Source organism: Caenimonas koreensis DSM 17982 (assembly GCF_009646335.1).
Taxonomy (GTDB): domain Bacteria; phylum Pseudomonadota; class Gammaproteobacteria; order Burkholderiales; family Burkholderiaceae_C; genus Ramlibacter; species Ramlibacter koreensis.
This window is the reverse complement of sequence record NZ_WJBU01000016.1, coordinates 1-25,575: the sequence shown is the minus strand read 5'-3', so window position 1 is coordinate 25,575 and position 25,575 is coordinate 1. Positions and strand designations below refer to the sequence as shown.

Sequence of the window (25,575 nt, the reverse complement as noted above, 5' to 3'; positions counted from 1 at the left end):
ACGCTCACCGACTTTCGAGTAACTACTAAGTACCAGTCCAAAAAAAGAGCCTGGAGACAAGGGAGAAGCACAACATGGCAAATGCATTGCAGCAAGGCCGCATGCTGCGAGATCTTGCGCGCCCAACACCACAACACGATCCGGCGCCCGTTGCGCTACCCGCCACACCAGCGGCTGCTCAGCAGCAAGATATGCCAGAACTGCAGGGCGACAGGCCACGCCGCATCAGCAAATGCCAGAGTTTTTGCAACTGCCTCGGCGTGGGGCTGATCAACGGGTTCGTGAAAGTGCCGTTCAGCCATGGTGTCGGCTTGCTGGCAGCGCTGGCTGGCCGCGCAGCCACGACGGACATGGCGACGGCCGATGACGCAGCGGCTGCGAGCCTGGGCGCTGTAGCGGGCATAGCGGGGCTTGGTATCGGCGCTGGGGCAGGCTGGGTGGCGGGCGACCTTCTGGCGCATCGACTGGGTTTGCAGGAGTATCGCGAAGGATTCAAAGCTGGCGGCGCAATGGTGGGGTCGGCGCCCGCCATCGCGGCAGTCCTGGTCTCCTCGTCGTCTGACGATGCCTACAGGTCGATCGTGCTGCTCACCCTGCAGGTTTTGTTTCGTGAAGTGACGCAGATCATTCGCGACACGATGGGCAATGGCGTGATGAAGGGCGTGCTGCCCGCACTCGAAGTGCTCGACGAAGATGGCAACCCGGTCGCAGGAGACGCGCTGGCCCGCTTTGACTACCAGCGCACAACAGGCGCGGCACTTGTGTACACGGGCACCAGCATGGCCGAGAAAGTGTTGTTGCAGGATGTGCTGATCAACACATTCGGCTTTCCAAAGAACTACGACTTCACCGCCGTTTTCACCTCCGGGCTCGCTACGTCCAACAGTTCACTGTTGAACGAGGTGTTCGACGACGTGCAGGCACCGTTCATGCTGTACGCACTGGCGCTCTTGCGTGGCTATTCGGTTCGCTGGAAAAGCGGTGGGGGTTGCACGCAGCTGCTGCAGAACCTGCACATGGGCAGCGGCGTGCGGGAAAACATTGCGCATCACGCAGCCATGCGCGTCGGTGGCTGGGCGCCGGTCGATTTGTGCGTGATGGCGAGCAACATGTATCCGGTGGGCAGTGAGCAGTGGCGCAACCTGCGCCTGCTGGCGGGTGCCGTTCAAGGCACCACGGAGTATCGCCACAACACAGTGGTCTATGGCGAGGCCGGCATTCGTCGCAGGCACGCGCGCGAAGCCAGCCTCGTCTGAGTCGCTCAGACCAGATTGATCTGCACGTCCACGTTGCCGCGCGTGGCGTTCGAGTACGGGCACACCTGGTGCGCTGCGTCGAGCAGCGACTGGGCCGCGGCGCGGTCCATGCCCGGCAGGCTGACGTTCAGGCGCGCAGCAATTCCGTAGGCACCGGGGATGGGGCCAAGGTCAACTTCAGCGTCGATAGCCAGGTCAGCCGGCAGCGTGACCTTCATCTTGCCCGCAACCGCCTTCATCGCACCGATGAAGCACGCGGAGTAGCCGGCTGCAAACAGCTGCTCGGGATTGGTGCCCGTGCCCGGCTGGCCAGGGGGCGAGAGCTTGATGTCGAGGCGGCCGTCGTCCGTCTTCGATTGGCCATCGCGGCCGCCGGTGGTGTGGGCCTTGGCGGTGTACAGCACTTTTTCGAGCGTGGTCATGGTGATTCCTTCGGGTTTCGTCAGTGGATAAAAAAAGGCAAGCGGTTCGCGGCTCAGGCCATCAGCCTGTCGCGCAGTTCCTGGACCTGGCGTGTGAGTTGCACCAGTTCCGGAATCGAGCACTGGGCCGCATCGAGGATGCAGCCCGGAATTTTTTGAGCGCGGCTTTTGAGCTTGCGGCCTGCGGCCGTGAGCGAGATATGCACGCGCCGCTCATCTTCAACATCACGGATGCGGGCAATAAGGCCGGCAGCCTCCAGGCGCTTGAGCAGCGGCGTGAGCGTGCCTGAGTCGAGCGACAGGCGCTGGCCGAGCGCCGAGACCATCAGGCCATCTTCTTCCCACAACACCAGCATCGCCAGGTATTGCGGATAAGTCAGGCCCAGCTCATCCAGAAGGGGCTTGTAGAGCTTGGTCATGGCGAGCGATGCCGAATACAGGGCAAAGCAGAGCTGGTTGTCCAGCAGCAGGGCCCGTTGTGCGTCAAACTTGCGTGTGTCGGGCTTGCGCGTCATAGGTAGAATTATAGCGTCAAATTAAATTGTGCGCAATATAATTTGTCGCGCGGATGGGTCGTTGCCGTGCACGCACGAGGGCAGTGATTCAAAATGACGCCATGAACGCACCCACCACCCCCATCCGTTCGCGCCTGGACAAGCTGCGCACTGCCATGAGCAGTGCAGGCGTGCAGGCGCTTTATGTTCCCTCGTCTGATCCGCATGTGTCCGAATACCTGCCTGCGCGCTGGCGTGGCCGCGAGTGGTTCAGCGGCTTCACAGGATCGATGGGAACGCTGGTGGTCGGTGCCCGGCGCGCTGCGCTGTTCGCTGACAGCCGCTACTGGTCGCAGGCCGAGCGCGAACTGGCGGGCAGCGGCGTTGATCTCGTCAAGACAGGCACGGGCGCGCTCAAGCCCGTGCTCGACTGGATCACCGCGGAACTCAAGGCGGGCGAGATGCTGGGGTTTGATGCGCAGGTTGTCAGCCTGGCCGCTGCACAACAGATCCGCAGCGCCATGGTGGCAGCGGGCATCGTCGTCAATGGCGACTCAGACCTGCTCGAACTCGCGTGGCCCGGCCGACCTGGCTTGCCAACCGAGCCCATCTACGAACATGTCGCACCGCACGCCGCTGTCGCGCGCGCAGACAAGCTAGCCCACGTGCGAGACGAAATGAAGCAGGCGGGCGCAACGCACCACTTCATCTCTTCGCTCGACGACATTGCATGGCTGCTGAACCTGCGCGGCGCCGATGTGACGTTCAATCCGGTCTTTGTGGCGCACCTGCTGGTCGACGCGGATGCAGCCACCTTGTTTCTCGCGCAAGGCAAATGCAGCGAAGCACTGCAGGCTACCCTGGCGAGCGACGGCGTGCGCATCGCGCCCTACGAGCAGGCGCCGAGAGCACTCGGCGCAATCGCAGGCGGGGCCGTACTGCTGGTCGACCCGCGCCGCATCACGGCGGGTCTGCGCGATGCAGTGCCAGCGGCCGTGCGCGTGATCGAAGCCGTCAACCCGAGCACCTTCGCCAAAAGCCGCAAGACTGACGCGCAAGCGCAATTCGTGCGCGAGGCGATGGAGCAGGACGGCGCCGCGATGTGCGAGTTCTACGCACGCTTCGAGGCCGCGCTGGCACGCGGCGAACGCCTGTCAGAACTCACGGTGGACGAATGGATCACCGAGGCACGCAGCAAGCGCCCGGGCTTCGTCGGCCGCTCGTTCAACACCATTGCCGGCTTCAACGGCAACGGCGCCATGCCGCACTACCACGCCACACCCGAGTCGTATTCGTGGCTCGACGGCGATGGCCTCTTGCTGATCGATTCCGGCGCGCAGTACCTCGGCGGCACAACCGATATCACGCGCGTGTGGCCCATCGGCAAGATCACGGCGGCACACCAGCGCGACTACACACTGGTGCTCAAGGGAATGATCGGCCTGTCGGTCGCGGTGTTTCCGCGCGGCACGCCCGGCCCCATGCTCGACACGCTGGCGCGCTTGCCGCTGTGGCAGGCGGGGCTTGACTACGGGCATGGCACGGGCCATGGCGTGGGCTACTTCATGAACGTGCATGAAGGCCCGCAGACCATTTCAAAGGCCGTGGTCGAGCCGCACATGGCGATGGAGCCGGGCATGATCACGTCGAACGAGCCGGGCCTCTACAGGGCTGACCAATGGGGCGTGCGCATCGAGAACCTGGTGCTGAATGTGCCATGCGACACACCCGAGCACGGCGCATTCGGCGAGATGCTGAAGTTCGAAACACTCACCCTCTGCCCGATCGACACGCGATGCATCGACGCTTCGATGCTGCGAGAAGATGAGATCGCCTGGCTGGACGAGTATCACGCAGTGGTGCGCGCGCGATTGGAGCCGCTGCTCGCGGGCGACGCGCTTGCATGGCTCAACGCTCGAACGCAGCCGTTGTCCACATCAGGGCGCGAATCGTCAGCATGACCTGGCCCAAGACAAGCTATTCACATAGCGGATCAGAACAGTGACCGCACGTATGTAGCTTGTCTATACTTTGTACATTCATTGACTGTGCAAGACACTAATGACCAAGGAAGCTGTTTTCACAATGAAGCTGGAGCCGGAGCTGCGCGACCAGTTCATGGCAGAGGCTGAGGCGGCGCATCGTCCCGCCTCGCAGGTGGTCCGCCAGTTGATGCGGGACTTCATCAACTACCAGCAACAGGTCAGGGAGCACGATGAGTTCCTGCGCGGGAAGGTGGAGGCAGCGCGAGCGTCGGTGCGAGCAGGCCGCGGTCGCTCCAACGACCAGGTTGAGTCTTCCTTTGCTGCCAGACGCGCCTCGACGACAAAGCGCTCGTGAAGGTCATCTGGACGGCGGAGGCTGAAGTTGACCGTGAAGAAATCTGGCTCTATGTCGCAGCTGACAACCCATCTGCAGCAGTGCGACTCGATTTGTTGTTCAGTGATGCTGCCGAGCGACTGGCAGCGCACCCCCGCCTTGGCAAGCCCGGAAAGATTGCGGGTACGAGAGAGCTCATTCCTCACGAGAGCTATCGGTTGATCTATGAAGTGGGGGACGACGGCGTTTGGATTCTCGCCTTGGTGCACACCGCGCGCCTATGGCCGCCAACTCGCTGACAGACATCCACCTTGTGGCCGCCTCAAGCCAGCGCCGGCGCCGCCAGCAACCGCTCCACATCCTGCATCGTGTTGTAGCCCTGGATAGAGATTCGCACGAACACATGCCCCGCATGGCTCGTCACCGGTACCTCGATTGCGCTTTCATCGAACAGCCGCTGGCGCAGCGCCTCTGTGTCTTGCGCAGGCACGGGGATCGCGACCATCTGCGCCCAGTCGTCATCACGCGCGATGGGCTCGAGTGCGTGGCGATGCGTGAGTGCATCGTGCGCATGGCGTGCGAGTTCATGGCACCTCGCACGCACCGCAGGCCAGTCGTGACGCGCCTGGAATTCGATGGCAGCTGGCACTGCCAGCCACGCCGCAATGTCGCGCGTGCCTTGCCACTGCAGCCTGCGCTCGAACACACTGCGGCCCAGGTAAGCCTCGAAGCCCGTATGCCCACCAGTGCCCGCCGCATAGCCCCATGAGATCACCGTCGCATCGAGCATGTCGTGGTGCTCCGGCCGCGCGTGCAAAAAGCCCGCGCCCTTGGGTGCGCAAAGCCACTTGTGGCAGTTACCGACATAGAAGTCCGCGCCGATGGCGGCCAGGTCCAGCTCGATCTGCCCCGGCGCATGCGCACCGTCGATCAGTGTCGTGATGCCTCGCGCGCGCGCCGCCTTGCAGATGTCGGCCACAGGCAGGATGAGCGCGGTGGTCGATGTGATGTGGCTCAGGTAGATCATCCGCGTGTGCGGCGTCACTGCGGCCATCAGGCGCGGGGCAACACGCTCCCGCTCGTACGGAAGCGGGATCTCCACATGCCGGTAGTGCGCACCGCGTTGCGCGCAGACGCGCTCCCACGTTGCATCACACGCGCCGTATTCGAGATCGGTCGTCAGAACCTCGTCGCCGGCAGACAGCGCGAATGAGTTCGCAACGATGTTCACGCCCGTTGTCGAATTGGGGATGTAGATGAGGTGATCTGCATCCGCACCGAGGTAGGCGCCGAGCGCACGGCGCGACTCAAACAACAGCTTCGCCGATCGCCGCCCGAGGAACTCCACCGGGTTGCGCTCCATCTCCAGCTGCCAGTGCTGCTGCGCCTCGAACACTTCGCGCGGGCACGCCCCGAACGAGCCATGATTGAGGAAGGCGAGGGCGGGATCGAGCAGGAACTGGTCGCGCATGTGGTGGCCTTGTCAGTCGGTGTCGCTGTTGCTTACGCATCGTTGCGCGATGCCAGGTAGTGCGCTACGGCGTTTTTCAACTCACTCGCGCAGGGCGTGAACCGCATGGCCTGGCCGCTGCGGTCAAGGTGAATTGCAGGGTCGTAGCCGCGCGGGCCGAGGATGTGCAGCCGCTCTCCATACTGCCTGTCTGCAAGACTGCCGTGCCACAGGTGCATCACGCGGTTATCTGCCCAGCCCAGCCGGGGTTGGCGCGGCAGGCAGCGCGCGGCCCATGCAAACGCGTCTGCCTCATGACCGCTCGCGTAGTTGCGCACGTCGAACAGCTCCTTCAGGCGCCCAATGAAGGCGGTTGCCATCAACAGATCGCCGCCGCCGACGATGTTGCCGTCATACAGCTCGAACGATGGCAGGTCAGCAAGCCGCACGGCAATCGCCATGCCGGTGCTGCCTGATGACGGCGGGAAGTTCGCCACCGCCTGCAGCCGCACAGTCTCGGCATCGAGCGTGAAAAGTGGCTTGCCCTGCGCGAGCACGCAGGCAAGTGACTCGATCGAGCGCTCGGGTGCCACGGCTGCCAATGCGTCGCGGGTGCGGATGTCTGGCGGCAGCGGCGGCAGATGGTCAATGAGCGACTGGCATTGCACGATCGGGCACTTGTCGAGCGCGGCCGATACCCGCTTGTGCCAATCGGGTGCCTCGAACACAACGTCTGCATCAACGATCGCCACGTCGCGCGCCAGCCCCTCGCTGCGGATGCGCGCCAGCCCGCAGTTAAGCAGGCGCTCTTTCTGCCACATCAGGTCACCGCCTTGCACCTGGATCAATACATCCGCATCGCGCGGCGAGAGTTCGAAGCGGCCGTCCTGCGCCCATTCGACAGCCACCAGTGGCACGCCGAGGTTGGCGCGAAACACGTCGTAGTTGCGCCGCCGCCGTGTGCCGCGCAGCGGGTTGTAGTAGGTCGTCAGTGCCAACAGAGGTGTGTTCACTTGCCTGTCACACACGCGGTGCCGCAAGATGCGGCGCAACCAGGTCAAGGCAGGCCTGCAGCTGCGCCTCGTCCACTGGGGCTGATCCGCGCAACACCCGCACTTCGTCCACATGCAGCCACGGCAGGCCGGTGCGCAGGAGCTGCCCGGGCTTGAACGCGGCGACCACCGCAGTGGCTTCGACTTCGAGCTCGCAGGCCACAGCGCGTGCGAAGGCGCTGCGCCCCGCAGGCGCGATGCGCTCATCACCCAGCCACGTGCCATCGCTGCGCACGGACAGCACACGTTCGCCGCGTGCCGCCAGTTGCTGCGCAGCCGCGATCACATCGGCATCGCAATCTGCGTTCGCCGACACGTCAACCAGCACCACGGCATGCAAGCGCGTGGGCTCGCGCACCAGCCGCGTCAACAGGTCGTGGTACACGGCTGGCGCGAATTCCGTGCTGATCTGCGGCTGTGCATTCACTTCGCAGATGGCTGCCGTGCACTCCATCCAGCTCACCGCGATGTCCGGGATGATGAAGTCGATGCCCGCCAGATCGAGCCGCAGCGCCTGTGCAGCGCGGATGGCCAGGCGCGCGTTGTCCGGGTGCATGTCGGCCATTGCGTCGCGGCTCGTGCCGCCAGTGGACATGTTGGCGCGCCGCCGCAGCACGACGAATGCATCAGCGGCCGGGACGCTATCGGCAGTCATGCCGTATCCGGCGAGCAGCGCGAGCGCTTCTTCGTCCAGCGACACCGCGCTCGCATTGCCGCGCATCGACGGCTTGGCCGCATTGGCAGCCACCAGCTCGCGCACGCTCAGGCGGCCATCGCCCAGCACGCCGCCGGGCTGGCGGCCAATGACTTTGACGACGCGGCCGTTGTCCACCGTGATGCGGTAGTCCAGCCCTTCCACATGCTTTTCCACCAGCACGTTCGGCGAGATCGCTGCGGCCTGCGCATAGCATGCAATGACTTGTTCATCGCTCGTGAGGCCGGCGTTCACACCGGCGCCGCCGTCGCGGTCGTCGGGCTTGACCACCACCGGGTAGCCCAGCGCATGCGCTGCCTTCACCGCGTCCTGCGCGCAGCCAGCGCGCTGGTGCCGGGGCACGGGCAGGCCGCGCATCGCCAGCAGCGCCGCAGTGGCTGATTTGGAGCGCGCCAGTGCAACACCCAGCGCCGTCGTCTCCTCGGTCATCGTGCTGTTGAAAATGCGCGCATTGGCACCGGAGCCGACGTACAGGTAGCTGCGCGTGAGCACCTGCACGGGCAGCCCCAGCTCGGCGGCCGCACGCGCGATGCGCGCGGTATTGACGCCCCCCGTGCGGATGGACGACAGCAGCTGGGTGCGCGCAGCGTGCAATTGGGCATTCATCGAGTCGATGAGCGACTTGCGCTGCTGCGCGCTCGATGTGCCGCTGCACATGTTGATGGCCGAACCCAGCCACGAGATCAGCGCCTGCGTGAAGGGCGGGTAAAAGCTCGGCATCGCCACCTGGCAGTCCACCAGCTGCGGCTGCACTTCAGTGCGCGAGAGCAACACACCTTTTTGCGCCACGGGCGACTGCGCCATGTCTTCGAGCGCCAGCGCGAGCGCAAAAAAAGTGTCCGTGTCCGACTCGTTGGCCAGGCACTGCTGCACGACTGCTGGCTTGAGCCCGCCTTCGTCATGCAGCAGCGCAGCGAGTGCGTCGGTCTTCCATGGCACGGCAGTTGACCAGTGCAGCGCACCACACATCACCGGCCCGCGCACGCCATGGGCGTGCCCGCGCAAGCCTTGCCACTGCTCGCCGATGCGCAGCGGCGACGTCTGTTTCGCGCGTGCCGCCTCAGCCATGCGGCAGGCCCGCGTAGTGCCACCACTCGCCCAGCCGTGCGTCCCATTCGCGCGGCTCGAACGGTGCGTTGCCGGCGCAAGGCGTGAACGTGAGCTCGCCAAAGCGGATGTCCGTGCCCAGGCAATACAGATCGACCCGCACAAAGTCAAAGCCCGCCGAGAGCGTGGCGGCTATCTCCAGCATCTGCTCGAGCGGCGCGGGCCGCGCGATGGGCGGCGTGAGGTATTCCTTGCGGTAGGTCAGCGTGATGGGCTCCCACTGCGGCGTGAAGAAGCGGTGGATGGTGTGCGAGCGGCTGCCGATCTGCACCAGGCGCGGCACGCCGTCAAAGCAGAAGAAGATGTAGTCGAGCGGGCCGTCCGGGTGGCCATCTTCCATGCGCGGCTCAATGAGCAGGCGGCGCGGCACATCCCAGTAATGGAACTCGCGCCGCATCCAGTAAAACGATTCAGCCAGCCACTTGGCAGCCAAAGCCTGTGCGGCTGCGCGATCGTGGGGCGGCAGCACCAGCATGCACTTGGCGGAGCCTTCGTTGCACTTGAGCATGAATTCTTCGGGCAGCCTCGCCCACGGAATTTCCTGCGGATCATCGCCCGACCACAGCACGGGTGTGAGGAACCGCTCGCCGATGCGCGCAGCAACCCATTCGCGCACCGCCAGTTTGTCCGACAGGCGCGAATACGTGGGGCAGCCGTGCTCGTGCGTGTCGAGCATGCGGCAGTAAACCTTGTCAGTGAAGTTGCGCGGCTCGGCGCGCGGCAATACGCGGCCCTGTTCGAGCTGGTAGTAGGCGTGCAGGATGTCCGGGCCACAGGCGATGGCTTCTGTCTCGCGGCCAGCTTCGCGCAGCATCGCCGCGTGATCGAGGCGCGCCTGAAGGACTTCGGAGGCGTTGGTGATTTGATCCAAGAAGCGTGAGTCGTGGCTTGCGAAACAGCTATCGTAGCTCGTGCCTCAGCGGCCAGTGAACTTCGCCGCCCGCCGCTCCACGAACGAGCGCACGCCTTCTTTGGCATCTTCGCTGTTCGCCAGCTTGGCCTGCACATCGATGAACTCCTCCATCGCCGCCAGCGGCCCGTGCTCCACGGCCTTGAGCGCACTCAGGCGCGTCGCCACAACGGCCAGGGGCGCCTGCGCCGCAATCGCCTGCGCGATGTCCAGCGCCGCCTCCAGCTCCTGGCCGGCAGCCACGACCTTCTGCACGAAGTTCAGGCGCAGCGCTTCAACGCTGCCGAATTCGTCGCCCGTCAGAAGGTGCAGCATCGCGTTGCCCAGCCCTGCGCGCTCGGCCATGCGCAGCGTGGCGCCACCCGTGGCCATGATGCCGCGCTTGACTTCCAGCTGCGAGAAGCGGCAGTCGTCAGCCGCCACCACGATGTCGGCTGCCAGCATCAGCTCGATGCCCAGCGTGTAGGTGATGCCCTTGACGGCCACCACCATCGGCTTGGTGCGGCGGCGATAGCCGGGCGTGCCCAGGTCGGTCGGCTCCACGTTCCCCAGCGGAATCGCCTTCTCGCCGCGTTGCATCAGCGGTGCGATGGTGGGCAAGTCGAGGCCCGCCGTGAAATGCTTGCCGAAGGCGTGCAGCACGCCCACGCGCAAGTCCGGGTCGTCGTCGAGTAGCGAATACGCCTCGCCCAGCTCCCGGAACATGCGCGGCGTGAAGCCGTTGTACTTCGCGGGGCGGTTGATGCCGATCAACAGCAAGGCGCCGCGCCGCTCGGTGGTGATGGTGCCTTCTGGGGGTGCGATGGGGTCAGTCATCCGCCCATTGTCACGAAAAAACCCCCGAAAAGACTCACGAAAAATGCAGGTTCGAAATGCGGATCCACGGCAGCCGTGTCGATCCTCCGTCGATCACCTCGCGGCTCACGGCCACGATGTCGCGCAGCATCTGCGCCATGTTGCCCGCAATCATCACTTCAGACAGGGCCGTGCCCAGCTCGCCACCTTCGATGAGGAAGCTGTTCTTGATCACGCCCGAGAAGTTGCCGTTGGCCGCAGGCGCGCCCATCGACAAGCGGCCGACCAGCGCGCCGCGCTTGACGCCGCCCACCATCTCCGCCAGCGGCGTGGTGCCCGCCGCGATGTCCCAGCCGCCTGCTGCCACCGGCACATGCTTGAGCCCCGTCTTGCGGCTGCCGTACAGGCTGGGCGTGAGCGATACGAGCCGGCCCTGCTCGACGATCGTGACGTCCGGCGTCACAAACCCGTCGCTCGACACGGCTGCCACACCTGGCGCGTTGAAGCGGCTGCGCAGCGAAAACAGCGGCGATGCAATCGCCTCGCCCACGCTGTTGCGATACAGCGAGCTGCCACCGATCAGCTGCATGTCCGACAACTGCCCCTGCAGCCAGCCGAGCAGCGATTCGACGGCGTTGGGTGTCAGCACCACATCGCCCACGAACTTGCCGCCCGCAGGCGTCGTCTCGATCATCCGTTCGGTGTCGCGCAGCATCTGGCCGATGCCGAAGTAGTCGGGCGCGGCGCCCGACAGGTCGTTGGCGTCACCACCCGTGTAGTTGAACGAGCTTGACTTGGTGCCGTCACGCGCCGTGCCGAAAGCGCCCATCGAATAGCAGCCCACGCTGCCCGACAGATCGCTGCCGCCCGTGGTGAGCGTGTGCCAGCGGCGCAGCGTGTGCTTCGCGTCGCCTTCGTCCACCATCATCTTGGGCGTGTGCTTCGCGCGGAAGGCGAGCAGCTCGGCAACCTTGTCGGCCATCAGCTCGCGGTCGCCCGCTTGCGGGCCTTGCACGATGGACGCCTTCTGCCCGCTCGACACGGCATTGGCTTCGTCGCGCGGCGCGGACTTGGCGTCGTCGAAGAGCGCGGCCATGCGTTCGCGCATGCCCTCGGCAGACAAGTCCGCCATCTCGGTGCTTGCCACGCGGCCATCCACCAGCCCCGTCAGCAGCAGCTTGTGCGACTCGGTGCTGCGCAGGAGCGTCGGCTCGTTGTGGTTGACGTTCAGCTCATCGAGCAGCACGTGTTGCGCCGTGACCTGCGCCTGGTCGAAGCCGGCGGCTGTCATCAGCGCCAGCGCTTCCTGCGCCTTGTCTTGAAGGTTGATCGTGCCTTGCATCATTCGCCTCCCAGGTGTGCGCGAACCCGCAGTGCGGGGCCGCCCATGGACACGACCATCGGCTGCTTCTTGCCGCAATAGCCGCTGCAGTTCCAGCTCAAGTCGTTCGACACGGCATCAGCGCTTTGCAGCACCTTGATGGCGGAGCCCGAGAGCGTGGTGTCCTTGATCGCACGGCCGACTTTGCCGTCCTTGATTTCGTAGGCGAGCGTGATGCCGAACATGAATTCGGTCGTCGAGTCGGCCTGGCCGTTGGCGGTCTTCATCAGCACATAGCCGTCTTCCACGCCGGCCACCATGTCATCGAAGTGGCTCGTGCCCGGCACGATCACGGTGTTGCGCATGCGGATCAGTGGCTCGTCTGAAGGCGAGTAAGCGCGTGCGCTGCCGGTGGGCGCGAGGCCCATGCGCGCGGCCGTCTCGCGGCTGTTCATGAACTCGGTGAGGATGCCGTCCTTGATCAGCATCGCGTCGCGAGCGGGCGTGCCTTCGTCGTCGGCGTACACGGGGATCATCGTCTCCTCGCCGCGGAAGGTGTTGGCCACGTCGATCATGGTGACCAGGTCGCTCGCCACGCGCTTGCCGACGAGATCACCCGTGACTGCACCGCCGAGCACCAGGTCGGCTTCGCACGGATGGCCCATCGCTTCATGCGCGAGCATGCCAGCGAGCTCGGGTGCGAGCACCACGGTGTGCGCGCCGCCACGCGCGGCCACGGCGTTGCATTTGGCGATCACGTGGCCATGCAGCGCGTCGAGCACCGGGCCAATGGTTTCAAAGGAGAGGTCAAGGTCTGCGAGGCTGCCCTTGCAGCTGAAGACTTCCATCAGTTCGACCGGCGCGCCATCGGCGCCCTCGGCCGTGAACATCACGTAGCAAAGCGCCCGCTGGATGCTGCTGACCAGGTCGCCGCCGTTGCTGGTGGTGACGCGCTTGGTGTGGTGCTCGTCGCCCATCACGACACGCGTTGATTTGATGTCGGCGTAGCGGTCCTTGCACCAGGCGGAAATCTCCGACATGCGCTGCACACACGCCTTCTGGCTGATGGCCGGCTTTCCGTGGAACACGTGTTCGCCACGATAGCTGCCGCCGGGCATGGGCAGCGTGTCTTTCGCGCCGAAGCGCGCCATGGCTGCTGCGTTCTTGCGTGCGAGATCAGTGACGCGGTCGATGCCCGCAGGGCTCGTGTCGTTGGTGGAGGCAAAGCCCCAGTAGCCGTTGTCATACACACGCGCGCTTGCGCCCGCTTCGACGGTCTGCAGGTTCTGGGTGAGGTTGCCGTCCACCATCAGGATGCGGCGTTTGCGCAGCTCGTGGCGGCGCGTTTCCAGGTAAGTCATCGGGTCGATTCCTTGAAATGAACCCGCGACCTTAACTGGGCTGCACTGCTCGTGCAATCACTCAAGTTGACTGACGGGTCACTCAGTGATTTCAAGGCCGGCAAGATCCGTATCGACGCGGTCCTGCTTGGCCCGCATCACGCTATCGAGCATGCCGTCGATGAACAGCAGGTCGCGGTACACGCCCAGTGGCAGCATCGGCGGGCCCATGCATTTTTGCCGCATCGTTGAGTCGCCCAGCACCCAGCGCAGCACGAACATGCGCGACTCGCGGTAGGGCCACAGCGGCAGGAGTTCCTTGCACAGCTGGCGGTCATCGGCCAGCTGCGCATCGGCGGTCGAAGGCGCGTCCCACGTCGGCGCGTTCTGGCCAAAGCGTTTGCGAAACGCCTGGCGCGCGACCTCCCATTCCTTCTGGCGGTCCAGCGTTTTGTAGAGCTCGCGCAGTTCCAGGAAAGCCCACGGGCTGGTGTACCGGAAATCGACCAGATGCTGCTGCAGCAGCAGCACCGCATCGAACACGTCGCCGCGCAGCCGCCTTCGCGTGACCTTGCCTTCGAGCTGGTGCAGGTCAATCAGCGTGGCTTCGCGCCGCGACGTTGTCTCGCCAATTGCAGTCACAAAGATGGAACGGGCCTTCTCGGCGGGGCTTTGCCCATCGGGCAGGATGTCGTCGAGCTGCTGGTGCGTGTCCATCGCCGACGGGCCGGGCCGCACCTGCACGTCGGCCCACAGCACCGAGTCTTTCTCGGTTTCAAGCAGCAGCCGTTTGCGCCGCTCGATGATCCAGCCAGCGCCGCCCAACAGCGCCACGCTCAAAAACAGCCATGTCATCGGCGGTGTGGCGGCGGGTGCGGGAACGAACGAGTTGAGCAGGGCGGAAGCGGTGGGTGCCGCCACGACTGGGGGCGTGGGCGCTGCCACGACTGCTGGCGCGGGCGCGGGCGTTGGCGCCGGGGCGGGTGGCGCAGAAGGGGGCGGTGGTGGGGGCGGTGGCGGAGGAGCAGGCGCCCTCTCCGCGGGCACCTGTGCCAGCTGCTCGCTCAGGCGCAGCTTCAGGGGGCTGTCGGGCGGTTTTGCCGCCGCAGTGTCAATGGCAGTTGTGCTGGTCACGCGAGACGGAGGGTGCTCCCAAGTATGGGCGCAATGGTAGCTGCGCTAAGGCACTCGCGCCATTTTTCGTTGTATGGTGGCTCAATTGAGGAGGCACCATGGTCGACTACATCATCGTCGGGGCGGGTTCTGCGGGTTGCGTGCTCGCCGCCCGGCTGACTGAAGATCCACACGTGCGCGTCGCGCTGCTGGAGGCGGGGCCGCCCGATTCGAGCGTGCTGCTGCACTGCCCCGCAGGCCTGGCGCTGCTGGCCAAGAACGGCCAGGCCAACTGGGCTTTCGAGACGGTGCCGCAGCCCGGCCTGAACGGGCGCAAGGGCTACCAGCCACGCGGCAAGGTGCTGGGCGGCTCCAGCTCGGTGAACGCGATGATCTACCTTCGCGGCCACCGCACCGACTACGACAAGTGGGCTGCCGAGGGCAACCCCGGCTGGAGCTGGCAGGAGGTGCTGCCTTACTTCAAGCGCGCCGAGCACAACGAGCGCGGCGCCGATGAATTCCATGCCACCGGCGGCCCGCTCAACGTGATGGACCTGCGCAGCCCCAATCGCTTTGGGCCCGAGTTCGTGAAGGCGGGCGTCGAGGCCGGCTACCCCAGCAACCCCGACTTCAATGGCGCGCACCAGCAGGGCATGGGCATGTACCAGGTCACGCACAAGAACGGCGAGCGCTTCAGCGCTGCCAAGGCGTACCTCACGCCGCACCTGGGCCGCGCCAACTTGCAGGTGATCACCGGCGTGCATGCCACGCGCATCCTGATGGAGGGCAAGCGCGCCGTGGGTATCGAATACCTGCAAGGCGGCGAGCGCAAGCAGCTCAAGTGCACGCGCGAAGTGATTGTGAGTGCCGGTGCGCTCATGTCGCCGCAGTTGCTGATGCTCTCAGGCATCGGCCCGGCGGCGCACCTGAAGGAGCGTGGTGTCAACGTGGTGCACGACTTGCCCGGCGTGGGCCAGCACCTGCACGACCACGTCGATGTGGTGCAAGTGGTCGATGCGCCGCACCTCACGGACTTGTTCGGCGTGTCGCTCAAAGGCATTGCGCGCGTGATTGCCGGCATCTTCGAATGGCGCAAGCACCGCAGCGGCATGCTCACCACCAACTTTGCAGAAGCGGGCGGCTTCATCAAGACCGACCCGTCCGAGCCCGTGCCCGACCTGCAACTTCACTTCGTGATCGGCAAGCTGGTGGACCACGGCCGCAAAACGACGTTCGGCTACGGCTACTCGTGTCACGTGTGCCTGCTGCGCCCCAAGAGCCGCGGCAGCGTCACGCTCGCTTCAGCCAACCCGATGGATGCGCCATTGATCGACCCCGCCTTCCTGGCCGAGCGCGACGACACTGACCGCCTGATCAAGGGCTTCAAGCAGATGCGCCACATCCTGGAGCAACCCGCACTCGCGGGCCATGGCGGCAAGGAGCACCCGCGCTCGGCGGGCGCGAAGACCGACGCGCAGATCGAGCAGTTCATCCGCAACTTCGCCGACACGATCTACCACCCCGTGGGCACCTGCCGCATGGGCAATGGCGAGCTCGATGTGGTCGATGCGCAGCTGAAGGTGCATGGCATTGAGGGCCTGCGCGTGGTGGACGCATCGATCATGCCGGCCATCGTGGGTGGCAACACGAATGCGCCCACGATCATGATCGCGGAGAAGGCCGCCGACATGATTAAGGCGGCGCAGCAGCAGCACGTGCAGCAAGGCGACGCGCCGCGTGATGCAGTTCACAAAGATGCGCCTGTCGCTGCGCAGGCGGTGCCCGTTTAAGAAATCTTTAGGGATCGCTTAAGCAATTCTTAGCGGCGGCGTCCGCGCGTCGTTCCTAGACTTCCTTTCATGGTTCGCGGTGCATGGTGCACCGCTCCATCAAGGAAGAGACGAATGAACATCGACACCATCGAAATGCAGCAAGTGGCTGCAACCGCGCAGGCAACGCCCCAGGTGCCCGCCCCGCGCGTGGACATGTACGCAGGCATCCACAAGGCGCTGCGCGCACTGATGTCCGACACCCTGCTGGCCCTGGGCCGCATGGACTGCGACGACACGCTGGAACTCGCAGATACGACGCAGCGCGTTCTGCAGCTGCTGGACTTCTGCCGTTCGCACCTGCAACATGAAAACGACTTTGTGCACACCGCGATCGAAGCGCGTGCCCCCGGAGCCAGCGCACGCATTGCGCACGACCACGAAGACCATGAGCGGCACATTGCCGAGCTGGCTGCCGTGACCACGGCGCTACTCGGCGTGCCTGCCCAGGCGCGCGCCGCCCGTGTGCAGCACCTGTATCGCGAGCTCGCCCTGTTCATTGCCGAGAACTTCAAGCACATGCACGTGGAAGAAACCGCGCACAACGCCGTGCTGTGGGCGCGCTACAGCGACGCCGAACTCGAAGCGATTCACGGCGCACTCGTGGCGTCGATCCCGCCTGAGGAAATGATGTTCGTGCTGCGCTGGCTGGTGCCGTTCATGAACCCGGCAGAGCGCGCGGAGATGCTCAAGGACATGCGCTTGCATGCGCCGGCAGCCGCCTTCGAAGGAGCGCTGGCGGTGGTGCGGCCGCACCTCACACCACGCGAATGGGAGAAGCTGGCGAACGCGTTGTCGCTCTGAGGCGGGGCAGAGGCGGGCCTTTTGCCCGCCTCGCTCCAGCGTCCTTGCGGCCTCCTTGTGGCCTATTCGTGCGCCTGCGCCAGCGGCGGCGCTGCCGCATCCACGTCGAGCGGGCCAGGGGGAACGGCTTTCCCCTTGCGCGCTTGCCGCACAAAGGCCACCAGCTGCCAGATCACGAAGATCGCAATCAATGCCAGCAGCGTGCCGCTGATCGGGCGCGTGACGAAGGCACCGAAGCTGCCGCGTGACAACAGCATGGCGCGGCGGAAGTTCTCTTCGAGCATCGGCCCGAGGATGAAGCCGAGCATCAGCGGCGCTGCATCGAGTTCGAGCCTGAGCATCGCGTAGCCGATCAGGCCGAACATGGCCGTGATGTAGATGTCCTGCAGGTTGTTGTTGACGCTGTACGTGCCGATGCAGCAGAAGAACAGGATCGACGGGAACAGCACCGAATACGGAATCTTGAACACCGACAGCCAGTAACGCACCAGCGGCACGTTCAGCGTGATGAGGAACACGTTACCCACCCACATGCTGGCGACCAGGCCCCAGAACAAGTCAGGATGGCCGGCAATCATGTTCGGGCCGGGCTGTATGCCCTTGATGATGAATGCGGCCATCATCAGCGCCATCACCGCGTTCTCCGGAATGCCGATGCTCATGAGCGGAATGAAGCTCGTGCGCGCAGCCGCTTCGTCGGCAGCGGCTTGACCCGCCACGCCTTCGATGCAGCCCGTGCCGATTTCATGGCGGTACTTGCTGACCTTCTTGTCGAGCGCGTAGGCCGCGAACTGTGCAATCACCGGGCCGCCGCCAGGCAGGATGCCCAGGAACGAACCCACCACGCTGCCGCGCAGCGCGCTCGGGATGATCCGCTTGAACTCGGGCCATGTGGGCATGAGCTTGATCGCGCCGTTGAACGGCGTGCGCTCGTTCTTCTCGTCGATGTTCTTGGTGATTTCCGCAATGCCGAAGCAGCCCAGCGCAATGCTCACGATGCCGATGCCGTCTGCCAGGAAAGGCAGGTCGAACGTGAAGCGCTGCATGCCGCTGTTCACGTCAGTGCCGATCTGCCCGAGCAGCACGCCAATCAGGCACATCGCCATGCCGTTGAGCAGGCTGCCGGTGGTCACGAAGCTCACGCACACAAAGCCGACCATCATCAGCGCGCAGTAGTCGGCCGGGCCGAACAGGAAGGCGACTTCACCGAGCATCGGCGCGAAGAACGACAGCACGACGATGGCGACGGTGCCGCCGATGAAGCTCGACACACCGGCCGTGAAGAGCGCCAGGCCCGTCTTGCCCTTGAGCGTCATCTGGTAGCCGTCGATACACGCGACGATGGAGCTCGCGTGCGGGATCTTCATGGTGATGGCGCTCACGCTGTCGCCGTATTGCGCGCCGTAGTAGATGCCGGCCAGCATGATGAGCGCGCCGCCCGTCGGGATCGAATACGTGAGCGGCAGCAAGATGCTGATGGTGGCCAGCGGGCCCAGGCCGGGCAGCAGGCCGACGAGCGTGCCGACTGTGCAGCCGATGGCGCAGAACATCAGGTTCTGCCAGGTCAGCGCAATGCCGAAGCCGAGCGCGAGGTTGTTGAGAACTTCCATGTCAGCGCGTCCTCAATACAGGGGCAGGTTGAAGCCAAGGCCCTTCTGGAAAGCCAGGCCCACGAGCACGAGGCCCAGTGAAATCTTCAGGATGCGGCTGACCGAATACGTCGTGGCCGCAAGTGACGCGATGAACACCATCGCCACGATGCCCAGGATCATGTTGGCAAACTCGGACACCAGCGCAAACGCGCACAGGCTGCCGAGAATGATCGCGATGTTCTTGGGGTTGACCTCCATCGGCACCTTCTCGACTAAGAACGCGCGGATCACGGTCGAGATGCCAATGAGCAGCAGCAGTGCGCTGACCATCAACGGGAAGAGGCCCGGGCCGGCGCGGCTGAACTCGCCGATCGGGTAGCGCGCCGCGCCGATGCCAAAGGCCAGAGAGATGGCGCAAAGAAAAATTCCGCGCGCCAGGTTGCGATTCATCATGGTGGTGTTGTCGTATCCTCAGGTGCGTCGGTTATCCCATGCACTACCTGACCGGTGACTGACCCGCCCCATTGGTAATTCCGCGTAGCTCACTCACAGGACACCTGACCACGCCGTGCGAATTCTTGTTGTTGAAGACGATCCGGTTTTGCAGCAGGCCATGGCGCGCAGCCTGGCGCAGGCGGGCCATCGCGTTGAACTGGCGAGCAGCGTGGACGAAGCCAATCACTGGTGGCGCGTGCAGGTGTTCGACGCCGTGCTGCTGGACCTGAACCTGCCCCTGACCCACCACGAGCGCAGCGGCCTGGGCAGCGGCCTGGCTGTGCTGCGCGCAGCGCGCGCGCGTGGCGACCAGACGCCCGTGCTGGTGCTCACTGCACGCGACCGCACGGAGGAACGCATCGCCGGCCTCGATGCAGGCGCTGACGACTACCTGGGCAAACCCTTCGACCTGGCGGAAGTGGAGGCGCGCCTGCGAGCGCTCGCACGGCGTGCGAGCGGCACTGGCGACAAGGTGCTGGTGGGCCAGCTGATCCTCGACCGGCCCGCGGGCCGCTTCTTTCTGGCGGGCCAGCCGTGGGATCTGCCAGCGCGGGAATTCGGCGTGCTGTGCGAGCTGATGACGCCGCCCGGCCGCGTCGTGAGCAAGCGCGATTTGTCCAAGCGCCTGTCCGAGGCGGGTGAAGCGCTGGGTGACAACGCGCTCGAAGCCTTTGTCTCGCGCCTGCGCCGCAAGCTGGCAGGCAGTGGCGTGGCGATTCGCACGCTGCGCGGCCTGGGCTACGTGCTGGAGGAAGATTGCTGAGCAGTGGCAGCAACCCGCCGAGCCTGCGATCGCGGCTCGCGCGCCACGTGTTGCTGCCGGTGGCCTTGAGCTGGGTGCTAGGCAGCGTCGTGCTGCTGATCGTGGGCAATCATTTCGCGGCGCAGGCGTTCGACCGCGCGCTGCTCGATGACGCCTACGCGATCGCTGCGCAGGTTCGCAAGTCAGGCGATGCACTGGTGTTGGAGCTCACGCCGCAAGAGGTCAGCACCTTGCTGTTCGACCAGAGCGAGACGCTGTACTTCTCGGTGTTTGATACCAGCGGCCGGCTGGTGGCCGGCAGCCCGGGCCTGCCCGCGCCGCAGTTGCCCCCAGGCGCAGCCCATGAATTTGCCGACGCGGTGCTCGATGGCGCAAGCGTGCGCCGCGTGAGCCTGCGCCGCGACGAAGCTTCGCCTTTCACGGTGGTCATGGCCCAGACCACGGCGAGCCGCACACAACTGTTGCAGCGGCTCATCGGCTATTCGGCGATGGTGCAGCTGTGGCTGCTCGCGACGCTTGCATGGTGGCTCAGCCGCATCATCGAGCATGACTTGCGCCCCCTCACGCAGCTGCAGCAGGCGATGGAGCAGCGCGACGCCGGCGATCTTGCGCCGCTGCCTGCCGAATTGACGCAAGGCGCGACGACGCAGGACGTGCGGCGGCTGGGCGACGCGCTCGACTCGCTGCTGACACGCCTGGCAGCAAGCCTGGCCGCGCAGCGCGAATTTGCGGGCAATGTTGCGCATGAGCTGCGCACGCCGCTTGCGGGCATCCGCGCGCAGGCGCACTACGCGCTCGCGCAGGAGAACCCGCAGGCGTGGCGCGCCGAGCTCGAAGGCATCGTGCTCGCCGAAGAGCGCGCAAGCCGCCTGATCGACCAGCTGCTTGCGCTCGCGCGTGCCGGTGAAGGCAGCGCCGGCCTGCATAGCGAGGCGATCGCGCTCGACGCGCTGGTGCGTGATGTGGTGCTGCGCTACTTGCGCAAGGCTGATGCGCTGGGCGTTGACTTCGGCGCAGAGGGCCTGGAAGACAGCGTGGTGGTGCGTGGTGACCCGGCGTTGATCGAAGGCATGCTGAACAACCTGATCGACAACGCCTTGCGCTATGGCCGCGGCGAGCCCGCCCGCGTGACGGTCGCCATCGAGCGTGAGCCAGGCTTTGCGACGCTCGCTGTGACCGACAACGGCCCCGGCCTGCAGGTGAGCGAGGTCGATGCGCTCACGCAGCGCTGGGCGCAAGGCGCGCAGGGCCAGCGCCTGGGTGAGGGCGCGGGGCTGGGCCTGTCGATCGTCCAGCGCTACGCCGCGTTGCTCGACGCGCAGTTTGTTTTGCAGCCCGCGCCCAGTGGCAAGGGGCTGCGAGCGAGTGTGCGGTTTCGGCTTTAGCCGAAAATCAGGCGATGAACGACAACGACACTGACACCGGCATCAATACCGAAGGCGAACAGGACGCGATCCGCCAGGCGCGGCTGTGGCGCGACAACGGCTGGACAGCCAGCGTGATCAAGAACGAAGACGACGATGGCTGGGCGGTAGCCATGACGCCCGACGGGCAAGTCGAGCCCGCGCTGGTGGGCCCCTGGACCATGGGGCGCGACAAGAAAAACCCGAAACCGCTGGACACGTCAGCGTTCAACACGCTGGTCAAAACTGCGTCGGAGTTTGTGCGCCGGCACGAGCAGCAACTGCATGCGTCACTGCACCGCGAAATCGAGATCGACCACGCAGGCGCACGCGTGACTGTCGCGCTGGACATCGAGCCCGATGAAGAGAACCCAACGGCGACGCTGCGCGCGATGGATGCGTCGGGCGACGAACTGGGCCACGCGCGCGTGTCGCCTGCATTCAAGCTCACCCGCGCGAGCGCTGCCGCGTGGGCGGATGCCGGGTTCAGTGCGCACGCGGTGCGCTAGGGCTTTGGGACCGCGCATGAGAGACTGCACGGATGAAGTACCCGAAGGCTGTGGTGACGCTGGCGGTAGTTGTCGTGGCTGGCTTGGCCGTGCTGACGTTCAGCGGCTTGCGCGTGCCTGGCACGCAACAGGAGCAATGGCATCTGCTCGATCCGGCGCAGGTGATCGTGCTGCGTACACCCGGCGGCTTGCTTGAAGTCGCCACGCTGAGCCGCGTGGAGGAATTCGGCTGGCAGACGACATACACCTGTCCATTGATCGACTGCGCGACGCTGTTCGGCGCCACCGTGACGCGAGTGCGTGTGCCGGTGCACTACACCTATCGCATTCCGCTCGCCCAGACGTGGGAGCTGCGCGTGCAAGGCCAGGACTACGTGCTGACAGTGCCGGCCGTGCAACCCGCATTGCCGCCGGCTATAGAGGCGGCGAAGCTGGAAATCGAAACAAAGGACGCGTGGACGTCACCCGGCGCACAGTTGAACGTGCAGTCCACGCTCAGGCAGCTTGGGCCCGAATTGGAGCGCCGTGCAACCCTGCCGGCTTACCTGCAAACGCAGGAGCCGCTGGCTGCCAGAACGGTAGAAGAGTTCGCGCGCAAGTGGATGCGCGAGCAGGGCAAGGCGGTGAATGCAAAGGTGCGGGTCGTGTTCAGGTCGGGTGGGGCGTGAGGGCGCAACGATCAGTGATGTGCCGTGGGGCGATACGCGACACCAAAATCGTCTGCCATGTCGGCTAACCGACGATCAAGAGTCCAGAGCATCGCGCCGGGCGTCACAAGTGTCGAGGCTAGTAGCGTCAGGTCCACAAGACCGCAACCTCGGCCATAGAGTGTTTCCCGCTCGACAAGCTGCATCACTTCGTCAGGCGTTGCTTGTTCGGATGCCATGAGTAGCCCCAGATCGCCAAGTGTTTGAGTTCTCGGTGCAGGTGGCGTGCCGCATGCCAGTTCGAGAAGCACCATCGGATGCATCAGCGCAACATCTCGTCGCAGTAGATCAACGAGTACTTCGTTTCGATGGCGGAAATGCTCGACCCAGACAGATGTATCAACAAGAACACTCATCGCGTTCCGCGAATTCCGCGCGTCTCACGACGGCGCGGAACATCCTTCATTCCAGGGGCGCGACCACCAAGGGCTTCGAGCCGCTTGGAGGCTTGGACTCTGACAAACGTCCTGAAAACTTCGCGGAAGATTTCTGACTTGTCCATGTTGGGATCCGCAAGCTCCAGTGCTTTCGCATAAAGAGCGTCTTCAATGGTGACTGTGGTGCGCATGCGCGAAGTTTAGCATCGAAAGTGAATCAATTCGGCATCAAGTTTGATGCGGTAGAGCTCAACACTCAAAAGACATCCAGCGTCCCGAACTCACTGTCCCCCGCCACGCAACTGGCCAGGAACATCGCAACGCCGAGGTCGCCCGTCCACAGCGTATGCCAGCCCTGGCCGTGCTTGATGCGTTCGGCTTCGACTTGCTCGATGGCGTGCATCGCAAACGCGCGAGCGCGGGCGAGCCATATCGCATCGCCCGTGCGCGTCCAGAGCTTGAGCAGCGCATAACCATTGCCAGCAGTGCCATGACACAGCCCCGCGCCTTTGCTGAGCGGCCCGGCGCGCCTGATGGGCTTCGGCTCTTACAGCACGGCTCTGAATATGTGCAACAAGATTCGCGTGGCCCTCGGCAACGTCGAATTCAAGCAACTGGTCGGCTATGTCGAAGTAGACGAAACCTACATCGGCGGCAAGGCCAAGAACAAGCACAAAGGGCCGGGCGGCAAGGGCGGCGGCGGGCAAGGTGGCTCTGGCAAGGCAATCATCAGGGGAGCTGTGGAGCGCAAGGGCAACGTGGTCGCTCGCGTTATCAAGCGCGTTGACCGCACCACTGCACTCAAGTTCCTGCGCGAAGTCGTGTCGCACAAGGTGAGCTTGATTTCCACCGATGAAGCCGCCGCTTATCACGAGCTGCAGCGTCACACTGGCCTGCCTCACGGCTACGTCACCCACAGCCGTGAAGAGTACGTGCAAGGCGTCGTTCACACGAACACGATTGAAGGCTTCTGGTCGCTCGTTAAGCGCGGCATCGTGGGCACCTTCCATAAGGTGTCGGCCAAGTACCTGCCGCTGTACGTGAACGAGTTTGAGTTCCGCTACAACAACCGCATGAATGCCGATTTCTTCGGCGCTGCTATCCGCGCCTGCTGAGCTATCCTCTCCGGTAAAACAACCGGAGGGATCCCATGCGGGCATTGATCGCGTTGGCGTTTGCGTGCTTTGTAGGGATTGCCGCATCACAGCCACCAGTCCCAAGTACTTTTAAAGCCGCTGAGAGCAAAGACGGCGCAACCGATCGCCATCAAGCTCCAAGCAGCGACGTAGGTCCATCGACTTCGCAAAAAGCGCCTTCGCATGTTCCTCTCGCCAGCCCAGTACCTCAAACACCTACGCAGCAGGTAGCAGCCAGTAGCGATGAAGGCAACAAGGATGCAAAACCTGCGCATCATTGGTGGGGCGAGGCTGACTGGTGGGTCGCTGTATTTACTGGCCTCCTTTGCGTCGTGACCGCCGTCCTTGCCCTGTTCACTTATTGGCTGTGGGCTGGCGCAGAGCGTTCCGGTTTGCGCCAACTCAAAATGACGCGCCATTCTCTCAACGTCTCTCGAAGAGCTGCCGATGCAGCCGCCGCCACCGTCGCTCACATGCAAGCAGCTTCTGCCCAAGAATTGCGCGCTCACGTCATGGTCGACAAGTTGGCCTTGGAAATGATCGGCACAAAGACGCACATAGTTATCACGGTTGCCAACTATGGGAGAACACCCGCGCGCAACGTTGTTGTTAGCGCCTCTGCACTCGTCGAAACTGCTGCCGAAGAAAACACACTCAGTGTTGAGCCACAATTCGCGTCTGTAGTGCGCCCAGGTGCAATTGCGCCAACCCAGGATCACTCCTCGATTGTTCCGCTCGAAATAGCCGACGCCTTTGAAGTCGAGGGGGGTCGCCTGTGGCTGTTCGTCACGGGCGAAGTTACGTATCACGATGGCTTCACTCCCGACCGCAGGAGCACATTCCGATACAAGCGTACTGGCCCCAACTGGATGAGGGAGCAAGCCATGGAAAGATGCCAAGCAGGTAACGACGCAAACTAGCAGGAAGACTAGTAGGACAAAGTATGCAAGACGATTTCCACCGAAGTGTCGAATGAAGACATAGGCGGCTAGATAAAGAAGCGCGACTATCGCTGTTACGCAAATGACTAAGACCATCGACTCCAAAGGAGAATCTCGCGTGCTCTCATTGGACTTGCACGGCTGGGAAGCCGTGATGCTCGTTTCACTTGCGTTAGCTGCCGCAGCCGCGATTTCGGTTGGATGGGCGACATACAAAGTCGTAATGTTCCAACGAGAGGAAGCAAGGGAGGCCGCCCTCAAAATTGCCGAAGCACAGAAAGAGTCCAGCCGAGCCATCGAACACGCAGCCACCCTCGGTGTATCCGTAAATAACTTGGAGGAGTTCACCAAATCGACCGAAGCCAAGCTGCGAACCCAATACGGAGAGTTGCGTAAGTTCGTGGAAGCGGAGGAAAAGCGGAATCTCGAATTGATCGATGACTTCAACCGTAACCGCGACGCACTAGACGCAGCCCGAAAAGATTCGGCAGCTAGTGTGGTCGCCGCCAAAAAGGTTTTGGCCGAAATGGAGGTTGCACTTAAGGCGCAGCAGGACATGCGCGATCGAATGCTCGAACTGGTGACGCCGCGCCGATTGTCTGACCTTGCCCCTGTTTGACGAATCCCTTAACCGAGCTTGTTAAGCGGACTTCTTTTCCTGGGCCGCCAACCAGTTTCTCTCATGCTGCATTGGGCTCACGTACCCCAGCGTCGAATGCAGCCTC

28 protein-coding genes are annotated in these 25,575 nt (G+C 64.1%); 13 read left to right on the top strand and 15 right to left on the bottom strand.

The features are described from left to right. The first annotated feature begins 74 nt into the window (after positions 1 to 74). Positions 75 to 1,256, top strand: coding sequence for a hypothetical protein (locus GHT07_RS16190; protein ID WP_194792964.1), 1,182 nt, complete (start codon positions 75 to 77; stop codon positions 1,254 to 1,256). Positions 1,257 to 1,261: 5 nt separating this feature from the next. Here GHT07_RS16190 and GHT07_RS16185 read toward each other — a convergent pair whose 3' ends face one another. Beyond that, positions 1,262 to 1,678 (bottom strand): organic hydroperoxide resistance protein, encoded by a 417-nt coding sequence (locus GHT07_RS16185; protein WP_153586148.1) that lies wholly within the window; start codon positions 1,676 to 1,678, stop codon positions 1,262 to 1,264. Positions 1,679 to 1,731: 53 nt separating this feature from the next. Further along, the gene (locus GHT07_RS16180) at positions 1,732 to 2,193 is read right to left on the bottom strand and encodes a MarR family winged helix-turn-helix transcriptional regulator (RefSeq protein WP_153586147.1); all 462 of its coding nucleotides are present in this window, start codon (positions 2,191 to 2,193) and stop codon (positions 1,732 to 1,734) included. Positions 2,194 to 2,294: 101 nt separating this feature from the next. Here GHT07_RS16180 and GHT07_RS16175 point away from each other — a divergent pair, with 101 nt between their 5' ends. The 3 genes from GHT07_RS16175 to GHT07_RS16165 all read left to right on the top strand — a co-directional run bounded on the left by GHT07_RS16175 (position 2,295) and on the right by GHT07_RS16165 (position 4,790). After that, on the top strand, positions 2,295 to 4,133 hold the full coding sequence (locus GHT07_RS16175; protein WP_153586146.1) for an aminopeptidase P family protein: 1,839 nt from the start codon (positions 2,295 to 2,297) through the stop codon (positions 4,131 to 4,133). Positions 4,134 to 4,233: 100 nt separating this feature from the next. After that, the gene (locus tag GHT07_RS16170; protein WP_153586145.1) at positions 4,234 to 4,512 is read left to right on the top strand and encodes an antitoxin of toxin-antitoxin stability system; all 279 of its coding nucleotides are present in this window, start codon (positions 4,234 to 4,236) and stop codon (positions 4,510 to 4,512) included. Further along, positions 4,509 to 4,790, top strand: coding sequence for a type II toxin-antitoxin system RelE/ParE family toxin (locus GHT07_RS16165; protein ID WP_323740974.1), 282 nt, complete (start codon positions 4,509 to 4,511; stop codon positions 4,788 to 4,790). The genes GHT07_RS16170 and GHT07_RS16165 overlap by 4 nt, the downstream gene beginning before the upstream one ends. Before the next feature lie 23 nt (positions 4,791 to 4,813). Here GHT07_RS16165 and GHT07_RS16160 read toward each other — a convergent pair whose 3' ends face one another. The 8 genes from GHT07_RS16160 to GHT07_RS16125 form a co-directional block, all read right to left on the bottom strand. Further along, complete coding sequence (locus GHT07_RS16160) at positions 4,814 to 5,962, bottom strand: aminotransferase class V-fold PLP-dependent enzyme (RefSeq protein ID WP_153586144.1); 1,149 nt, start codon at positions 5,960 to 5,962, stop codon at positions 4,814 to 4,816. Positions 5,963 to 5,994: 32 nt separating this feature from the next. After that, positions 5,995 to 6,939 carry a hypothetical protein gene (locus GHT07_RS16155; protein WP_153586143.1) on the bottom strand — a complete coding sequence of 315 codons (945 nt, stop codon included), beginning with the start codon at positions 6,937 to 6,939 and terminating at the stop codon, positions 5,995 to 5,997. A 22-nt stretch (positions 6,940 to 6,961) separates the two neighbouring features. Continuing rightward, the gene (locus GHT07_RS16150; protein WP_153586142.1) at positions 6,962 to 8,776 is read right to left on the bottom strand and encodes an ATP-binding protein; all 1,815 of its coding nucleotides are present in this window, start codon (positions 8,774 to 8,776) and stop codon (positions 6,962 to 6,964) included. Continuing rightward, the gene (locus GHT07_RS16145) at positions 8,769 to 9,686 is read right to left on the bottom strand and encodes an ATP-grasp fold amidoligase family protein (protein WP_153586141.1); all 918 of its coding nucleotides are present in this window, start codon (positions 9,684 to 9,686) and stop codon (positions 8,769 to 8,771) included. Before GHT07_RS16145 ends, GHT07_RS16150 begins: the two co-directional genes overlap by 8 nt. Before the next feature lie 45 nt (positions 9,687 to 9,731). Continuing rightward, positions 9,732 to 10,541, bottom strand: coding sequence for a crotonase/enoyl-CoA hydratase family protein (locus GHT07_RS16140; protein ID WP_153586140.1), 810 nt, complete (start codon positions 10,539 to 10,541; stop codon positions 9,732 to 9,734). A gap of 34 nt (positions 10,542 to 10,575) precedes the next feature. Further along, positions 10,576 to 11,865 (bottom strand): metallopeptidase TldD-related protein, encoded by a 1,290-nt coding sequence (locus GHT07_RS16135; RefSeq protein WP_153586139.1) that lies wholly within the window; start codon positions 11,863 to 11,865, stop codon positions 10,576 to 10,578. Further along, positions 11,862 to 13,202 carry a TldD/PmbA family protein gene (locus GHT07_RS16130; RefSeq protein ID WP_153586138.1) on the bottom strand — a complete coding sequence of 447 codons (1,341 nt, stop codon included), beginning with the start codon at positions 13,200 to 13,202 and terminating at the stop codon, positions 11,862 to 11,864. Before GHT07_RS16130 ends, GHT07_RS16135 begins: the two co-directional genes overlap by 4 nt. 78 nt (positions 13,203 to 13,280) lie before the next feature. After that, complete coding sequence (locus GHT07_RS16125) at positions 13,281 to 14,102, bottom strand: hypothetical protein (protein WP_153586137.1); 822 nt, start codon at positions 14,100 to 14,102, stop codon at positions 13,281 to 13,283. A 311-nt stretch (positions 14,103 to 14,413) separates the two neighbouring features. Here GHT07_RS16125 and GHT07_RS16115 point away from each other — a divergent pair, with 311 nt between their 5' ends. Then, on the top strand, positions 14,414 to 16,084 hold the full coding sequence (locus GHT07_RS16115) for a GMC family oxidoreductase (RefSeq protein WP_153586135.1): 1,671 nt from the start codon (positions 14,414 to 14,416) through the stop codon (positions 16,082 to 16,084). A gap of 114 nt (positions 16,085 to 16,198) precedes the next feature. Continuing rightward, positions 16,199 to 16,927, top strand: a complete 729-nt coding sequence (locus GHT07_RS16110) for a hemerythrin domain-containing protein (RefSeq protein WP_153586134.1) — start codon at positions 16,199 to 16,201, stop codon at positions 16,925 to 16,927. Positions 16,928 to 16,989: 62 nt separating this feature from the next. Here the strand turns inward: GHT07_RS16110 and GHT07_RS16105 are convergent, their stop codons facing one another. Together GHT07_RS16105 and GHT07_RS16100 are read right to left on the bottom strand one after the other, a co-directional pair. After that, on the bottom strand, positions 16,990 to 18,537 hold the full coding sequence (locus GHT07_RS16105; RefSeq protein ID WP_153586133.1) for a tripartite tricarboxylate transporter permease: 1,548 nt from the start codon (positions 18,535 to 18,537) through the stop codon (positions 16,990 to 16,992). Positions 18,538 to 18,549: 12 nt separating this feature from the next. Then, a complete protein-coding gene (locus GHT07_RS16100) occupies positions 18,550 to 18,972 on the bottom strand; it encodes a tripartite tricarboxylate transporter TctB family protein (protein WP_153586132.1) in 423 nt (140 codons plus the stop codon). A gap of 115 nt (positions 18,973 to 19,087) precedes the next feature. Here GHT07_RS16100 and GHT07_RS16095 point away from each other — a divergent pair, with 115 nt between their 5' ends. From GHT07_RS16095 to GHT07_RS16080, 4 genes are read left to right on the top strand one after another with little or no spacing between them, the layout of a single operon-like run. Beyond that, positions 19,088 to 19,777: a response regulator transcription factor gene (locus GHT07_RS16095; RefSeq protein ID WP_323740973.1), complete on the top strand. Its 690-nt coding sequence runs from the start codon at positions 19,088 to 19,090 to the stop codon at positions 19,775 to 19,777. Further along, on the top strand, positions 19,771 to 21,162 hold the full coding sequence (locus tag GHT07_RS16090; protein WP_153586131.1) for a sensor histidine kinase: 1,392 nt from the start codon (positions 19,771 to 19,773) through the stop codon (positions 21,160 to 21,162). The genes GHT07_RS16095 and GHT07_RS16090 overlap by 7 nt, the downstream gene beginning before the upstream one ends. Positions 21,163 to 21,176: 14 nt before the next feature. Next, positions 21,177 to 21,689 carry a hypothetical protein gene (locus tag GHT07_RS16085; RefSeq protein ID WP_153586130.1) on the top strand — a complete coding sequence of 171 codons (513 nt, stop codon included), beginning with the start codon at positions 21,177 to 21,179 and terminating at the stop codon, positions 21,687 to 21,689. 32 nt (positions 21,690 to 21,721) lie between these two features. Further along, positions 21,722 to 22,357 carry a hypothetical protein gene (locus tag GHT07_RS16080; RefSeq protein WP_153586129.1) on the top strand — a complete coding sequence of 212 codons (636 nt, stop codon included), beginning with the start codon at positions 21,722 to 21,724 and terminating at the stop codon, positions 22,355 to 22,357. Positions 22,358 to 22,368: 11 nt separating this feature from the next. Here GHT07_RS16080 and GHT07_RS16075 read toward each other — a convergent pair whose 3' ends face one another. From GHT07_RS16075 to GHT07_RS16065, 3 genes are all read right to left on the bottom strand, one after another. Then, positions 22,369 to 22,752: a type II toxin-antitoxin system VapC family toxin gene (locus GHT07_RS16075; protein WP_153586128.1), complete on the bottom strand. Its 384-nt coding sequence runs from the start codon at positions 22,750 to 22,752 to the stop codon at positions 22,369 to 22,371. Next, positions 22,749 to 22,964: a type II toxin-antitoxin system VapB family antitoxin gene (locus GHT07_RS16070; RefSeq protein ID WP_153586127.1), complete on the bottom strand. Its 216-nt coding sequence runs from the start codon at positions 22,962 to 22,964 to the stop codon at positions 22,749 to 22,751. The genes GHT07_RS16075 and GHT07_RS16070 overlap by 4 nt, the downstream gene beginning before the upstream one ends. 65 nt (positions 22,965 to 23,029) lie before the next feature. After that, a complete protein-coding gene (locus GHT07_RS16065; RefSeq protein ID WP_323740977.1) occupies positions 23,030 to 23,308 on the bottom strand; it encodes a lanthionine synthetase LanC family protein in 279 nt (92 codons plus the stop codon). On the opposite strand from GHT07_RS16065, the gene GHT07_RS16060 reads away from it, so the two are divergent. The 3 genes from GHT07_RS16060 (at position 23,307) to GHT07_RS16050 (ending at position 25,469) form a co-directional block, all read left to right on the top strand. Then, a complete protein-coding gene (locus GHT07_RS16060) occupies positions 23,307 to 23,888 on the top strand; it encodes an IS1595 family transposase (RefSeq protein ID WP_153586125.1) in 582 nt (193 codons plus the stop codon). The genes GHT07_RS16065 and GHT07_RS16060 overlap by 2 nt on opposite strands. Positions 23,889 to 23,923: 35 nt before the next feature. Next, complete coding sequence (locus tag GHT07_RS16055) at positions 23,924 to 24,829, top strand: hypothetical protein (protein WP_153586124.1); 906 nt, start codon at positions 23,924 to 23,926, stop codon at positions 24,827 to 24,829. A 103-nt stretch (positions 24,830 to 24,932) separates the two neighbouring features. Beyond that, entirely contained in the window at positions 24,933 to 25,469 is a 537-nt protein-coding gene (locus GHT07_RS16050) for a hypothetical protein (RefSeq protein WP_153586123.1), read from the top strand. Positions 25,470 to 25,575 lie beyond the last annotated feature (106 nt).